Source organism: Afipia sp. GW822-FHT04G07, from assembly GCF_058800765.1.
Genome location: NZ_JBXAMP010000001.1, coordinates 2,153,843 through 2,167,982, shown reverse-complemented (window position 1 = coordinate 2,167,982; position 14,140 = coordinate 2,153,843). Strand labels below are relative to the sequence as shown.

The window sequence follows — 14,140 nt, the reverse complement described above, 5'->3', positions numbered from 1 at the left end:
TCCATCTGGCGTCAGAGATATCCGGCGACGCGCAGCCGCTCGAAAGCATCTTCGGTTTCATGGTCAAGCGCGCGGCCGGCGCGCTCGGGAATTTTCGTCGCGTTCAGTTCGATCAGGATTTCATCGATGTTCGAGGCATTGGACACGACCGGATTGGTGATGTCCTGATCGCCCAGCGAGCGATAACGCTTGCCGTTGTTCGACAGGTACAGCGGAATGATCGGAATGTTTTCGCGCTGGGTGTAGGCCCAGATGTCCGCCTCGGTCCAATGCAGGATCGGATGAATGCGCAAGTGTGCGCCCTGCGGCGGCGAGGCGTTGAAGTGATCCCAGAATTCCGGCGGCTGATCGCGCACGTCCCAGCCGCCCTCAATGCCGCGCGGCGAGAACACGCGCTCTTTCGCGCGGGTGGCTTCCTCGTCGCGGCGGATGCCGGCGATCAGTCCGTCAAAGCCGTATTTGGCCAGTGCAAGCTTGAGGCCTTCGGTCTTGCGCGCGGCGGAGCGCGCGGCCGGCGGCAGCGTCGGGTCGATGTCCTCGATCGGCGGGCAGTAATCGACCTTGAGATCGAGACCCCATTCCTTCGAATAGCGATCCCGGAACGCATACATCTCCGGAAATTTCTTCTGCGTGTCGACGTGCAGCGCGGGGAACGGCACCTTGCCGAAGAACGCCTTGCGCGCCAGCCAGATCATCACATTCGAATCTTTGCCGAGCGACCACAGCAGCGCGAGCTTCTTGAGCCGCGCGAAGGCCTCGCGGAAAATGTAGATGCTCTGCGCTTCCAGTTCGTCGAGGTGATCCATCGACGGCGTGGATGTGATCAGCGGTGCGGCAGATTTGGATGCGGTCGTGTTCACCAACGAGGGGGCCGAAGAGTTCGCCATGGATTACTCCGTCCCGGTTGCAGGCAGTGCCCGCAGGCCGGTGCTGTCAAAAGATGCAGCGACGCTCAGACGGAGGGCTTTGCCATCCAGATGTGTCACGAGAAAATGCATCTCTTTTGCGCTGTGTTTGTGGTGCAAAATTCTAAGTTTGCGGCGCAGCGTAGAAGGAATAATTTTCTCTTTGCGCGGCTTGCAAGATACATATATAGAAAATAATTCCAGTCAACCCCGCAAATGGGGAAGCGGAGTTTCGTATGCGGTTTTTGCCGGTATTCCTGGATTTGCAGGCCGGACCCATCGTTCTGGTGGGTGAAGGCGCGTTTGCGCAGGCGAAATTACGCCTGCTGTTGGCGGCGGATGCACGCGTGCGCTGGTTCGCGACTGACGGCAATCACGACGTCTCGGGATTCGATTCCGCATCTGCGGCGCGTATCGAACAGGCGACGGGCGATCCACTGACCGCCGATCTTTCTCATGTCATTGCGATCGTGTGCGCGGGCGCCGGTGAAACCGGCCACGCCATGGCCGCGCGTGCGCGCGCCGTCGGCATTCCCGTCAACGTGATGGACGAGGTCGCGCACTCCACATTCATTTTCCCGGCGATTGTCGATCGCGGCGACGTCGTGGTCGCCGTCGGCACCGGCGGCGCGTCGCCTGTGGTCGCACGGCGTGTGCGCGAACGCATCGAGGCGTTGCTGCCTGCGCGGATCGGCGATCTTGCCGCTTTCGTCGGACAGTGGCGCAGCGCGATCAAGGCGCGGCTTCCCGACATGCCGATGCGCCGCCTGTTCTGGGAGCGCGTGATCGACGGCTCCATCGGCGCGGACGTTCTCGCCGGGCGGCTCGGCGACGCAGAACGCAAGCTGACATCAATTCACGATCCGGTCGCGTTCGCAGCCAGCGGCGGCGAAGGCCTTGTCACACTGGTCGGCGCGGGGCCGGGCGATCCGGACCTGCTGACGGTCAAGGCGCTGCGCGCGTTGCAGGACGCCGACGTGGTTTTCTACGACGATCTGGTCTCACCGGAAATTCTCGACCGCGCGCGCCGCGATGCGGCGTTGGTGCCGGTCGGCAGGCGCATCGGCAAGCCGGGCATCGGGCAGGATGCGATTCATCGTCTTCTCATCGAGGCCGCGCAATCCGGCCGGCGCGCGGTGCGTCTCAAGGGCGGCGATCCGTTTATCTTCGGGCGCGGCGGCGAAGAGATCGCCGCCTTGCGCGTAGCCGGCGTGGCCTATGCGGTGATCCCCGGCATTACGGCGGGCCTTGGTGCTGCTGCGGAATCCGAAGTGCCGCTCACTTATCGTCAGGAAGCGCTGCGCATCACGTTCCTTACGGCGCACAAGGCCAAGGACGCAGGCAACGTCGACTGGTCGGCGCTGACCGACACCAAAATGACAGTGGTCGTCTACATGGGCATCACGGCCGCCGCCACCATTCGCGAAGGTTTGCTTGCTGCGGGCCGCTCGCCGCAAACGCCGGTCGGCGTGTTCGCGCGCGCGACGCGCCGCGACGCCAAGGCCGTGGTCGGCGTGCTGGATGATTTGCCGTCTCTCGCCGAACAGGTCGAGAACGGTCCCGCGATTCTGATTATCGGCGACGTCGTCGCCCGCTCCGCGCCCTGGCGAGCACAGGGTTTGCAACACACCACCCCCGATGACCTCATCTCCGAACTTTTAATGGCTGCAGAATGACATCACCTCTCGAACAAAAGAAAATCAAGATCACCGGCCCCTCCATCGTCACCGCCAACAGGACGGGCGACGGCGCCGTGATTTACCGCACGGCGTCTCATGGCTGGTCGGTCGACCTGTCGGACGCCGCGATTGTGCGGACCGCCGATGAGGCGCGCGCGTTGCTCGCCGAGTCCGTTGCTGACGATGTCGGCGCGGTGGGGTCTTACATCGCGCCCGTCGACGTCACAGATCAGGGTATCGCGCCCGGCAACCTGCGCGAGAAAATCCGCCAGCAGGGCGTGACCTTTCCGCTGCTGCTCTCCGCTTAAGGCGCTTCAATATGTACGCTTACGACGAACTCGACCGCACGATTGTCAACGAACGCGTTGTGGAATTCCGCGACCAGGTTGCGCGTCGTCTTTCCGGCGAATTGACGGAAGACGAATTCAAATCGCTGCGCCTGATGAACGGCGTCTATCTGCAACTGCATGCCTACATGCTGCGGATCGCGATTCCCTACGGCACGCTGTCATCGAAGCAGATGCGCGCGCTGGCCCATGTCGCGCGCAAGTACGACCGCGGCTATGGCCATTTCACCACGCGGCAGAACATCCAGTTTCACTGGATCAAGCTCGCCGATCTGCCCGACGCGATGGCGGATCTGGCCGAGGTCGGCATCCACGGAATGCAGACCAGCGGCAACTGCACGCGCAACGTGACGGCGGACCAGTGGGCGGGCGTCGTGCCCGGCGAGATTGAAGACCCGCGCGTCTGGGCGGAGATCATCCGGCAGTATTCGACGCTGCATCCGGAATTCTCGTTCCTGCCGCGCAAGTTCAAGTTCGCGATCACCGCGTCCGAGCATGACCGCGCGGCGATCAAGGTTCACGACATCGGCCTGCGCATCTACAAGAACGACGCCGGCGAAGTCGGTTTCGAGGTGCTGGTGGGCGGCGGGCTTGGCCGCACGCCGTTCCTTGCCAAGACCATCAACCCGTTCGTCAGCCACCGCGACATCCTGAGCTACGTCGAGTCGATCCTGCGCGTCTACAACCAGTACGGACGCCGCGACAACATCTACAAGGCGCGCATCAAGATCCTCGTCCACGAGCTTGGCATCGAGAAGTTCAAGCAGGAGGTCGAGGAGGAGTGGCGTCAGGTGCGCGATGGCGTGCTGGCGCTCGACCCATCGGAAGTCGAGGAAATCCGCTCGCGCTTCAAGTATCCGGACTACGAGAAGCTGTCCGACACGCCCGACGAACTGCGCAAGGCCGAGCAGAATCCGAACTTCGCGGCCTGGCACAAGAATTCCGTCGCGCCCCACAAGGTGCCGGGATATGCGATCGTCACCCTCTCGCTGAAGCCGGTCGGCGGAACGCCGGGTGATGCGTCGGCCAAGCAGATGGACCAGATCGCGGATCTCGCGGACAAGTATTCGTTCGGCGAGATCAGGGTCGGCCATGAGCAGAATCTGGCGCTGCCGCATGTCGCCAAGCGCGACCTGCCGGCGCTGTGGCGCGCGCTCGATCTGGCCGGCGTCGCAACGCCGAACGTCAATCTGGTCTCCGACATCATTGCGTGCCCGGGCCTCGACTATTGCTCGCTCGCCAATGCGCGCTCGATTCCGATCGCGCAGGAACTGACGCGGCGCTTCGCCAATCCCGATACGGCGAATCTCATTGGCCGGTTGCACATCAACATTTCCGGCTGCATCAACGCCTGCGGCCATCATCATGTTGGCCACATCGGCATTCTCGGCGTCGAGAAGAACGGCGAGGAATTCTACCAGATCACGATCGGCGGCCGCGCCGACGAGCATGCCGAGCTCGGCACGCTGGTTGGTCCGGCAGTGCCCTACGATCAGGTGGCCGATGTTATCGAGGATATTGTCGAGGCCTATCTGGCGCTGCGCCAGCGGCCCGACGAGCTGTTTGTCGATGCGGTGAAGCGTCTTGGCGTGGCGCCATTCAAGGAGCGCGTCTATGCCACTCGTTAAGGGCAATGCCATCGTCGCAGACGAATTTCTGCATCTCGACGACGACGCGGAGATTCCCGCCGATGGTGCGGTGCTGTTCTCTGCGACGCGCTTTCTTGCCGATCCTGAAGCGGCATTGTCGCGAGGCGGCAAGGACAACGTGAAGACCGGCGTGATCTGGCCGAACAACCGGGATGTGGACGATCTGGTGCCGTATCTCGGCAGGCTGGCTGCGGTCGGACTGGTGTTTCCGATTTTTCGCGACGGGCGCGCCTACACGCAGGCCCGTCTGCTGCGCGAGCGTCATGGCTACCGTGGCGAGTTGCGCGCCACAGGTCAGGTCCTGCGCGACCAGTTCGTGTTCATGATGCGCGCCGGCTTCGATGCGTTCGAGGTGAAAAAGGACAGCGACGCGAAGGCATTCACCGATGTCGCGCATCGTTACTCCGTGTTCTATCAGCCCGTTGGCGACGGCCGCATTCCGGCGTTCCGGCGGCGTCTGATGCACATGTCGGAAGGTGCTGGATCATGAGTACCGCCGCCCCGTCCTTTCTGTCGCAGGCTCCTGCAAATCCGTCGTCGTCGCTGATCGTGACGGAGGCCGCCGAACTCGATCGGGCGCTGGCCAATGCGTCGCCGGCGGAGATCATCGCAGCCGCAATCAGGAAAGTCGGCCGAGACAAGCTTGCCGTGGTGTCGTCGTTCGGCACCGAGTCGGCGGCGCTGCTGAAGATCGCGGCGGATGTCGATCCCGCGATCCCGGTGGTGTTTCTCGATACCGGCTGGCTGTTCGAGGAAACGCTGGCCTATCGCGACACGCTGACGGGGCTGCTCGGTCTCACCGACGTGCGCACGATTCATCCGTTGCCCGATACGCTTGAACGCGAGGACAAGGACCGCGACCTGTGGTTCTCGAATCCAGATCAGTGCTGCTTCATCCGCAAGGTCGAGCCGCTGGCGCGCGCGCTCAAGCCGTTCGACGCATGGATCAACGGCCGCAAGCGTTTTCAGGGCGGCGACCGCGCCGCCATTCCCGTTGTCGAAGCCGACGGCGAGCGGCTGAAGTTCAATCCGCTGGCGAATGTGTCGCTGGATGAACTGAAGGCGCTGTATGCTTCGATGAATCTTCCGCCGCATCCATTGGTCGCATCCGGCTTCACCTCGATCGGGTGTATGCCATGCACGAGCCGGACGTTGCCCGGCGAAGACCCGCGCGCCGGCCGCTGGCGCGACAGAGGCAAGACGGAATGCGGAATTCACGTCACCAAGACTTCGTAAATGACCAAAGCGTCATAAAATATTTCTGTAAAATCTTGCATGCTTGCGAAGCGCGCTTTCATAGAACGTTCGTTCCATAAGTTTGCAAAGAACGAAATCCGGTTTCGTTGACAGAACCACGCGAGTTCCAGAGTTTCACGCCTTCCCTGATGGCGATGATGTCGTCAGTTCGAATGGAGATTGAAATGGTTCGCCGTAGTTTAATCGTCCTTGCAGGCGTCCTGTGGGCGGGCTCAGCGCTCGCCGCGGATGTCTCGCTGCTCAACGTGTCGTATGATCCGACGCGCGAGCTTTATGCTGAATTCAACAAGGCTTTCGCCGTCGCCTATCAGAAGGACACCGGCAAGAGCATCGAGATCAAGCAGTCGCATGGCGGCTCGGGCTCGCAGGCGCGCTCGGTGATCGACGGCCTGCAGGCGGACGTGGTGACGCTGGCGCTCGCCTACGACATCGACGCGATTGCCAACAAGGGTCTCGTCAACAAGGACTGGCAGAAGCGCCTGACGCAGAATTCGTCGCCTTACACCTCGACCATCGTGTTTCTGGTCCGCAAGGGAAATCCGAAGGGCATCAAGGACTGGGACGACCTGATCAAGAACGGCGTTCAGGTGATCACGCCGAATCCGAAAACCTCGGGCGGCGCACGCTGGAATTACCTCGCGGCCTGGGGTTATGCGCTGAAGAAGTACGGCTCCGAGGACAAGGCCAAGAAATTCGTTGGCGATGTCTTCAAGAACGTCCCGGTGCTGGACACCGGCGCGCGCGGCTCGACCGTGACCTTCGTGGAGCGCGGCGTCGGCGACGTGCTGCTGGCATGGGAAAACGAGGCGTTTCTCGCCGTGAAGGAATTCGGCAAGGACAAGTTCGAGATCGTGGCGCCGCCGCTGTCGATCCTCGCCGAACCTCCCGTCACCATTGTCGATACGGTCGTCGACAAGAAGGGCACCCGTGCTGCCGCCGAGGCATACCTGAAGTACTGGTACACCAAGGAAGGCCAGGACATTGCGGCGCGCAATTCCTATCGCCCGCGTGATCCGGAAGTGGCCAAGAAGTACGAGGCCTCCTTTGCAAAGGTTGACCTTTTCACCATCGACGATGTGTTCGGCGGCTGGACCAAGGCGCAGAAGGAACACTTCGGCGAAGGCGGCGTTTTTGATCAGATCTACAAGAACTGATCTGAACGCGGATTGATGGGGGCATCGTGAGCGGAGGAACAGGACGACGACGGGCACTGCCGGGCTTTGGTCTCACCATGGGACTGACGCTGACATGGCTGTCGATCATCATCCTGATTCCGCTCGCGGGTCTTTTCCTGAAGACCGCCGAACTCAGCCTCTTTCAGTTCTGGGACATCCTCACCAGCCGCCGCACGCTGAACGCGCTGAAGATTTCCTTCGGCCTCGCGTTCCTCGCCGCCATCGTCAATCTCGTGATGGGCATGGTGATCGTGTGGGTGCTGGTGCGTTATCGTTTTCCCGGCCGGCGGATTTTCGATGCCATCGTCGATATTCCGTTCGCGCTGCCGACCGCGGTCGCGGGCGTGGCGCTGACGGCGCTGTTCGCGCAGAAGGGCTGGCTCGGCGCGCCGCTGGCTGAAATGGGCATCAAGGTCGCGTTCACGCCGATCGGAATTTTTATCGCGATGATCTTCATCGGCTTCCCGTTCGTGGTGCGCACGGTTCAGCCGGTGCTGCTCGATCTGGAAGTGGAGGTTGAGGAAGCCGCGGCCAGTCTCGGCGCGTCGCGCTGGGACATCATCACCAAGGTGATCGTGCCCAGCCTCACGCCGGCGATCCTGACCGGCTTTGCGCTCGCCTTCGCGCGCGCTGTCGGTGAATACGGCTCGGTGATCTTCATCGCCGGCAACCTGCCGAACGTCTCTGAAATCGCGCCGCTGCTGATCGTGATCCGGCTGTCGGAGTTTCGATACGCGGACGCGACCGCGATTGCGGTCATCATGCTGGTCGTGTCGTTTCTCATCATTTTCACCATCAACCGCATTCAACGCTGGGCGCAGACGCGCGGCGTCGCGGTTCAGGTCTGAGCGGTCATGGTCACCACACGCCCCACCGCGCCCGCGTATCAGGTCAGGACCGAACCTGCCTGGGTTCGCTGGATTCTCATCACCATCGCGATTGCGTTTCTGACGGTCTTCGTGGTGCTGCCGCTGGTGGTGGTGTTCACCGAAGCTTTTTCGCGGGGCGTCGCGACATATCTCGGTGCGCTCGCCGAGCCTGAAGCATTGTCCGCGATCCGGCTGACGCTGACCGTCGCGGTGATCTCCGTCGGACTCAATCTTGTGTTCGGCGTGATCGCGGCCTGGGCGATTGCCAAGTTTGAATTCCGCGGCAAGGTCTTCCTGATTACCCTTATCGACCTGCCGTTCTCGGTCAGCCCGGTGATCTCGGGTCTGGTGTTCGTGCTGCTGTTCGGCGCGCAGGGCTATTTCGGCACATGGCTGATCGCCAACAATGTGCAGATCCTGTTCGCGGTGCCCGGCATCGCGCTGGCGACCACCTTCGTGACATTCCCGTTCGTGGCGCGCGAATTGATCCCGCTGATGCAGGAGCAGGGCACGCAGGAAGAGGAGGCGGCGATTTCGCTCGGCGCATCCGGCCTGCGCACCTTCCTGCGCGTGACCATCCCGAACATCAAATGGGGCATCCTGTATGGCGTTCTGCTGTGCAATGCCCGCGCCATGGGCGAATTCGGCGCGGTTTCGGTGGTATCCGGCCATATCCGCGGCGAAACCAACACCATGCCGCTGCTGGTCGAAATCCTGTACAATGAGTACCAGTTCGTGGCTTCGTTCGCGATCGCGTCGCTGCTGGCATTCCTGGCGCTGGTGACGCTGATCGTGAAGACCGTTCTCGAAAGCCATCTCGAAGAAGGACAGACCGCAAGTGACGATTGAAGTCCGCAACATCGTGAAAAAGTTCGGCTCTTTCGCCGCGCTCGACCATGTCGATCTCAAGGTCGCCACCGGCGAACTGGTGGCGCTGCTGGGCCCGTCGGGCTCCGGCAAGACCTCGCTGCTGCGCATCATCGCCGGCCTCGACTGGCCCGATGAAGGCTCGGTGATTTTCGACGGCGAGAACGCGCTGGAGCGCGGCGCCGGTGAGCGTCATGTCGGCTTCGTGTTCCAGCATTACGCGCTGTTCCGCCATATGAGCGTGTTCGAGAATGTCGCGTTCGGCCTGCGGGTGCAGCCGCGCGCCATCCGCAAGGACGAGGCGCACATCAGGAAGCGCGTGAAGGAACTGCTCGATCTCGTGCAGCTCGACTGGCTGGCGGATCGCTATCCGAGCCAGTTGTCCGGCGGCCAGCGCCAGCGCATCGCGCTTGCGCGTGCGCTTGCCATCGAGCCGCGCATCCTGCTGCTGGATGAGCCGTTCGGCGCGCTTGACGCCAAGGTGCGCAAGGAATTGCGCCGCTGGCTGCGCCAGCTTCATGACGAGATTCATGTGACGTCGATTTTCGTCACCCACGATCAGGAAGAAGCGCTCGAAGTCGCCAACCGCGTGGTGGTGATGGACAAGGGCAAGATCGAACAGATCGGCACGCCCGGTGACGTTTACGACAATCCGGCGACCGCCTTCGTTCACGGCTTCATCGGCGAATCCATCGTGCTGCCGGTGCAGGTCTCGGATGGCAAGGTGCGTCTCGGGGACAAGGTGCTCAACATCGAGCCGCGCGACGCCGTATCGGGTCCATCGAATCTGTTCATCCGCCGTCATGATGTGTCGATCGTGCCGAGCGGCAGCGGCATTCTCGAGGGCGACGTCAAGCATGTGCGGGCGTTCGGCCCGACCCAGCGCGCCGACGTGGTCCTGCATAACGGCGCGAACGAGACGCTCATCGAGATCGACGCGCCGCGCGACCGCGATCTCAAGCCCGGCGACGTGGTCAGCCTCCAGCCCCGGCGCTATCGGCTGTTTCCCGCGCAGTCGTAAGTTCTTCACCTCTCCCCGTTCTGACGGGGAGAGGAAGCGCATCGTGGTTGCAGCCTTGTCTGGTTCCCCTCCTAATCAACGCCGCGTTCACCTTTCAGCCACTGTTGGTGTGCAACAAACGCCGACCGACGGGTGGGGGCATCGATCATGATACGCGCGGCTATCGCCATTCTGGCGCTGACGATCCTGAGTGGCTGCGGAACGGGCGGTGACACGTCCACCGAGCAGCCGGCGTTCTATGTCAGCATGGCCAGCGCCGGTGCGAAACTCGATCCCGCCACGGCGGCGTCCATGATTTCCGGCTACCGGCAGAACAACGGCCTCGGCGCGGTCCAGGTCGACCCGTTGCTGATGAAGGCGGCGGAATCGCAGTCGCAGGCCATGGCCAGCCGCAACAAGCTCGATCACAACGTGGCGGGCACCCTCGACAAGCGGATCAAGGCATCCGGGTTCGACGCCACCAAGGCCGTGGAAAACGTCTCCGCCGGTTATCACACCCTAGCCGAGGCCTTTTCGGGCTGGCGGGACTCACCGCCCCACAAGGCCAACATGCTGGCGAGCGGTGTCACAAAAATAGGCATCGCCGCGACCTACGCCCCGAATACCAAATACAAGGTGTTTTGGACGCTGATCCTCGCCGCGCCGGACGCGCGATAAGCGGCCAAGATAAACCTTCTGTGACATTCCCCTCGTTTTGGCCAATTGACGCGGCTGCGAACTGAGGCCACCGTGCCATCGCATCGCAACACGCGATGCTAGTGATCCGGTTCTGACATTCGTATTGTATCCTTCGCGGGCACTTTTACGAATGTCAGAACCAAAGGATCACTAGAATCATAATTTGATAGTGTCCTTTCGTATCCGAGGTTCGCTCGGAGAGCGCCGCAAAGCGAAGCGAACCTCGGATACGGGACACTAGCTCCCGTGATGGCGTATGGATCAGCTTTCCCCCGACAGACAGACCACCTCGATCCCGGCGCAGGCGCAGCGCGTGCTGGTGCTGCAGGGCGGCGGCGCGCTCGGCTCCTATCAGGCCGGGGCCTATCAGGCGCTGTGCCATCATGATTTCGAGCCCGAATGGATCGCGGGAATTTCCATCGGCGCGATCAATGCCGCGATCATCGCCGGCAATCCGCGGGAAAAGCGGATCGGCAAACTCAAGGAATTCTGGGAGACGGTGTCGTCGGGCTCGCCGATGCCGTGGGCTCCGCTGGTGCAGGGCGATCACGCGCGGTCGCTGTTCAACGAGACCAGTGCCGCGCTGATCGCGACCTTCGGTGTGCCGGGATTTTTCACGCCGCGCTTTCCGCCCGCGCCGGTCTGGCCGGCGGGCAGCCCGCAGTCGCAGAGCTATTACGACACGTCCCCGCTGCGCGCGACGCTGGAGCGGCTGGTGGACTTCGACATGATCAACGACGCGAAGGTGCGCCTCAGCGTCGGTGCGGTCGGCGTCACCAGCGGCAACTTCCGCTATTTCGACAATGTCGAGTTCAAGAAGCTCGGCAAGAAGATCGGCCCCGAGCACATCATGGCTTCCGGGGCGCTGCCGCCGGGATTCCCGTCTGTCGAGATCGAGGGCGAGCATTACTGGGACGGCGGCGTGGCGTCGAATACGCCGCTGGACTATGTGCTGGATGCCGAAACCAGACGCGATCTGCTGATCTTCCAGATCGATCTGTTCAGCGCGCGGGGCGATTTGCCGGCCACCCTTCTGGAGGCGGCGGAGCGCGAAAAAGACATCCGCTATTCCAGCCGCACCCGCATGAACACCGACAAGGCCAAGAAGGTTCACGACGCGAAGAAGGCCGTGCGCGAACTGATCGCCAAGCTGCCGGACAGCTTCAAGGGCGATCCGCTGGTCGCGACGCTGAATGAAGCGGCGAAGGAAAACACGGTCACGGTCGTGCATCTGATCTATCGCAGCAAGACCCACGAAGCCTCGTCGAAGGATTACGACTTCTCGCGGCTCGGGATGGTCGAGCACTGGGCTGCGGGCGAGCGCGACGTCTATGCGTCCATGACTCATCCGGAATGGCTGAACCGGCCGCAGTCCGATGAAACCATGGTCACCTACGACCTGTGTGAAAGCGGGTCGCAATACATCAAACGGTAAACAGGAGCGAATAATGGGTACTCTTTCCGGCAAGACGGCAGTTGTGACGGGTTCGACCAGCGGTATCGGCCTCGCCTATGCGCGGGCGTTCGCGGGCGCGGGCGCGAACATCGTCATCAACGGCTTCGGCGCGCCAGCCGACATCGAGAAAGAGCGTTTGGCCATCGAGAAGGACTTTGGCGTTAAGGCGGTGCATTCACCCGCCGACATGACCAAGCCCGAGGAAATTGCCGAGATGATCGCGCTTGGCGAAAAGACCTACGGTTCGGTGGACATTCTCGTCAACAATGCCGGTGTGCAGTTCGTCTCGCCGGTCGAGGAATTCCCGATCGACAAATGGAACATGATCATCGCGATCAACCTGTCGTCGGCGTTTCACAGCATTCGCGCCGCGGTGCCGGGCATGAAGAAGCGCGGCTGGGGCCGCATCATCAATACCGCGTCGGCGCATTCGCTGGTCGCGTCGCCGTTCAAGTCGGCTTATGTCTCCGCCAAGCACGGCATCGCGGGCCTGACCAAGACGGTGGCGCTGGAGCTTGCCACCCATAAGATCACCGCCAACTGCATCTCGCCCGGCTATGTCTGGACGCCGCTGGTGGAGAAGCAGATCCCCGACACCATGAAGACGCGCGGGCTGACCAAGGAACAGGTCATCAACGACGTGATGCTCGATGCGCAGCCCACCAAGGAGTTCGTGACCGTCGAGCAGGTGGCGGCGCTGGCGCTGTTTTTGTGCGGTGACAATGCCGCGCAGATCACCGGCGCGAACCTCTCGATCGACGGCGGCTGGACGGCGGAATAGCCGGTTGTTCTTCTTTACCTCTCCCCGCAGGCGGGGAGAGGTGAAGTCAGCGCTTCCCGAACGCCAGCACGTGAAACCCGAGACGCTTGCGGGTGATCCAGAACAGCAGGATGGTCTCGAAGATCAATGCCACGGAGGTGGCGGCGGCGGCGCCGTAGCCCCCGAAGCGCGGCACCAGCAGCACGCACAGCACGAGGTTGACGACAAACGCCAGCGCATAGGCCAGCGCGCACATGTTCTGGTGACCCAGCATGTTGAGCAGCCGCTCCACCGGGCCGATGGCGGAGCGCACGATCAAACCGATCGCCGCGACGAACATGATTCCATAACCTGACGTGAACTGCGGCCCGAACAGCCAGAGCAGCGGCTTGCCCATGGCGAGCAGAACGGCGGTAGCTGCGACCGACGGCCAGAACGTCCACTTGATCGCGTGGGCGATGTAGGCAGCCAGGCGCTCCTTGTCGCCGGAGGCGTGATACTCGCTAAACCGGTGCGCGGTCGTCGCCGACATCGCGTAATGGATGAACGACACCAGCGCGAGCGTCTTCACCACGGCGAAGTACACGCCGACTTCTTCCGATGACCGGAACTGTTGCAGCACCAGCACGTCGGTGTAGGACAGCAGCAGATAGAAACCTTCCACCATCATGATGGGCAACGAGACTTTCAGCCAGCTCCGGAAATCGTAGGTCTTCGGGCCGGGCGCGACGCTGGCATTGAGCCGGCGGTTGAGCACGATCATCTGGCCGATCATGGCGATCCAGACCGCCGCGGCGCTGGCGATCATCGCGGCCGTCGCGCCGAGATTTAGGCCGAGCACCACCGCGCCTGCGGTGAAGCCGATGATAAGCGTCTGCCGCACGATGAATTGCGGCATCAGGCCGAGCCGCATCCAGTCGTGGGAGCGCGCGAGGCCGTCCTGCGTGTTGGCGACCACGAAGGCGGGCAGGGTGAGACAGCCGATATAGAGCGGCAGCATCGTGCGGGCATCGATCCACGGCGACAGGATGGTCACGAGCCCCGCGAGCAGCAACGCAATCGCGGTCGATGCGGCGAAGGTCACCCAGCGGCTTCCCGACAGAAAGCCGCGCAGCATCGAGAGCTGTCCGTCGGCGCGATATTCGGGGATGATTTTTTGCGCTGAGACGGCGATGCCGAAGTCCAGCACGCTGCCGAGCAGCAGCACCCAGGTCCAGACATAGACGTAGATGCCGTAATCCGATCCGCCCATCCAACGGGCGAGCAGCACCTGAGAGAAATACGCGAGGCCTGCGCTCACGACGCGGATGATGAAAACGGTGCCGGCCAGCCGCTTGGTCAGCGAGGCTTCGGAGGTGCCGGTCAGGACTTCGCGCAGTCGCGCGACCAGCCCCGTGGGCTTCGCTTCAGACGCGCTCTCAGCTTCCATGACGGCCACGGGTTCGATCCAGATTCCGCTTCATGCGGCTGGATGCGC

14 protein-coding genes are annotated in these 14,140 nt (G+C 62.4%); 12 read left to right on the top strand and 2 right to left on the bottom strand.

Annotated features, from left to right (window positions below):
- Positions 1-11 precede the first annotated feature (11 nt).
- On the bottom strand, positions 12-806 hold the full coding sequence (gene cysD / locus AC1RKJ_RS10650) for a sulfate adenylyltransferase subunit CysD (RefSeq protein WP_492792705.1): 795 nt from the start codon (positions 804-806) through the stop codon (positions 12-14).
- A gap of 335 nt (positions 807-1,141) precedes the next feature.
- On the opposite strand from cysD, the gene cysG reads away from it, so the two are divergent.
- The 12 genes from cysG to AC1RKJ_RS10590 all read left to right on the top strand — a co-directional run bounded on the left by cysG (position 1,142) and on the right by AC1RKJ_RS10590 (position 12,684).
- Positions 1,142-2,581 carry a siroheme synthase CysG gene (cysG, locus tag AC1RKJ_RS10645; RefSeq protein ID WP_492790928.1) on the top strand — a complete coding sequence of 480 codons (1,440 nt, stop codon included), beginning with the start codon at positions 1,142-1,144 and terminating at the stop codon, positions 2,579-2,581.
- A complete protein-coding gene (locus AC1RKJ_RS10640) occupies positions 2,578-2,892 on the top strand; it encodes a DUF2849 domain-containing protein (RefSeq protein WP_492790927.1) in 315 nt (104 codons plus the stop codon). Before cysG ends, AC1RKJ_RS10640 begins: the two co-directional genes overlap by 4 nt.
- An 11-nt stretch (positions 2,893-2,903) precedes the next feature.
- Entirely contained in the window at positions 2,904-4,559 is a 1,656-nt protein-coding gene (locus AC1RKJ_RS10635; RefSeq protein WP_492790926.1) for a nitrite/sulfite reductase, read from the top strand.
- Positions 4,546-5,070 carry a DUF934 domain-containing protein gene (locus tag AC1RKJ_RS10630; protein WP_492790924.1) on the top strand — a complete coding sequence of 175 codons (525 nt, stop codon included), beginning with the start codon at positions 4,546-4,548 and terminating at the stop codon, positions 5,068-5,070. Before AC1RKJ_RS10635 ends, AC1RKJ_RS10630 begins: the two co-directional genes overlap by 14 nt.
- The gene (locus tag AC1RKJ_RS10625) at positions 5,067-5,816 is read left to right on the top strand and encodes a phosphoadenylyl-sulfate reductase (RefSeq protein ID WP_492790923.1); all 750 of its coding nucleotides are present in this window, start codon (positions 5,067-5,069) and stop codon (positions 5,814-5,816) included. Before AC1RKJ_RS10630 ends, AC1RKJ_RS10625 begins: the two co-directional genes overlap by 4 nt.
- A 185-nt stretch (positions 5,817-6,001) precedes the next feature.
- Positions 6,002-6,991, top strand: a complete 990-nt coding sequence (locus AC1RKJ_RS10620) for a sulfate ABC transporter substrate-binding protein (protein ID WP_492790922.1) — start codon at positions 6,002-6,004, stop codon at positions 6,989-6,991.
- A gap of 26 nt (positions 6,992-7,017) precedes the next feature.
- Positions 7,018-7,860 carry a sulfate ABC transporter permease subunit CysT gene (gene cysT, locus AC1RKJ_RS10615; RefSeq protein WP_492790921.1) on the top strand — a complete coding sequence of 281 codons (843 nt, stop codon included), beginning with the start codon at positions 7,018-7,020 and terminating at the stop codon, positions 7,858-7,860.
- Positions 7,861-7,866: 6 nt separating this feature from the next.
- The gene (gene cysW, locus AC1RKJ_RS10610) at positions 7,867-8,730 is read left to right on the top strand and encodes a sulfate ABC transporter permease subunit CysW (protein ID WP_492790919.1); all 864 of its coding nucleotides are present in this window, start codon (positions 7,867-7,869) and stop codon (positions 8,728-8,730) included.
- Positions 8,720-9,769 carry a sulfate/molybdate ABC transporter ATP-binding protein gene (locus AC1RKJ_RS10605; protein ID WP_492790918.1) on the top strand — a complete coding sequence of 350 codons (1,050 nt, stop codon included), beginning with the start codon at positions 8,720-8,722 and terminating at the stop codon, positions 9,767-9,769. The genes cysW and AC1RKJ_RS10605 overlap by 11 nt, the downstream gene beginning before the upstream one ends.
- 147 nt (positions 9,770-9,916) lie before the next feature.
- Complete coding sequence (locus AC1RKJ_RS10600) at positions 9,917-10,426, top strand: CAP domain-containing protein (RefSeq protein WP_492790917.1); 510 nt, start codon at positions 9,917-9,919, stop codon at positions 10,424-10,426.
- Between the two features lie 277 nt (positions 10,427-10,703).
- Positions 10,704-11,882: a DUF3734 domain-containing protein gene (locus AC1RKJ_RS10595; protein WP_492790916.1), complete on the top strand. Its 1,179-nt coding sequence runs from the start codon at positions 10,704-10,706 to the stop codon at positions 11,880-11,882.
- A gap of 13 nt (positions 11,883-11,895) precedes the next feature.
- Positions 11,896-12,684: a 3-hydroxybutyrate dehydrogenase gene (locus tag AC1RKJ_RS10590; protein WP_492790915.1), complete on the top strand. Its 789-nt coding sequence runs from the start codon at positions 11,896-11,898 to the stop codon at positions 12,682-12,684.
- A 46-nt stretch (positions 12,685-12,730) separates the two neighbouring features.
- Here AC1RKJ_RS10590 and AC1RKJ_RS10585 read toward each other — a convergent pair whose 3' ends face one another.
- Complete coding sequence (locus tag AC1RKJ_RS10585) at positions 12,731-14,101, bottom strand: oligosaccharide flippase family protein (RefSeq protein ID WP_492790914.1); 1,371 nt, start codon at positions 14,099-14,101, stop codon at positions 12,731-12,733.
- Between the last annotated feature and the right edge of the window lie 39 nt (positions 14,102-14,140).

Bases quoted from the DNA above. Each gene is read 5' to 3' on its own strand.
- cysD (WP_492792705.1), bottom strand. From the start codon at position 806: ATGGATCACCTCGACGAACTGGAAGCGCAGAGCATCTACATTTTCCGC.
- cysG (WP_492790928.1), top strand. From the start codon at position 1,142: ATGCGGTTTTTGCCGGTATTCCTGGATTTGCAGGCCGGACCCATCGTT.
- AC1RKJ_RS10640 (WP_492790927.1), top strand. From the start codon at position 2,578: ATGACATCACCTCTCGAACAAAAGAAAATCAAGATCACCGGCCCCTCC.
- AC1RKJ_RS10635 (WP_492790926.1), top strand. From the start codon at position 2,904: ATGTACGCTTACGACGAACTCGACCGCACGATTGTCAACGAACGCGTT.
- AC1RKJ_RS10630 (WP_492790924.1), top strand. From the start codon at position 4,546: ATGCCACTCGTTAAGGGCAATGCCATCGTCGCAGACGAATTTCTGCAT.
- AC1RKJ_RS10625 (WP_492790923.1), top strand. From the start codon at position 5,067: ATGAGTACCGCCGCCCCGTCCTTTCTGTCGCAGGCTCCTGCAAATCCG.
- AC1RKJ_RS10620 (WP_492790922.1), top strand. From the start codon at position 6,002: ATGGTTCGCCGTAGTTTAATCGTCCTTGCAGGCGTCCTGTGGGCGGGC.
- cysW (WP_492790919.1), top strand. From the start codon at position 7,867: ATGGTCACCACACGCCCCACCGCGCCCGCGTATCAGGTCAGGACCGAA.
- AC1RKJ_RS10600 (WP_492790917.1), top strand. From the start codon at position 9,917: ATGATACGCGCGGCTATCGCCATTCTGGCGCTGACGATCCTGAGTGGC.
- AC1RKJ_RS10595 (WP_492790916.1), top strand. From the start codon at position 10,704: ATGGATCAGCTTTCCCCCGACAGACAGACCACCTCGATCCCGGCGCAG.
- AC1RKJ_RS10590 (WP_492790915.1), top strand. From the start codon at position 11,896: ATGGGTACTCTTTCCGGCAAGACGGCAGTTGTGACGGGTTCGACCAGC.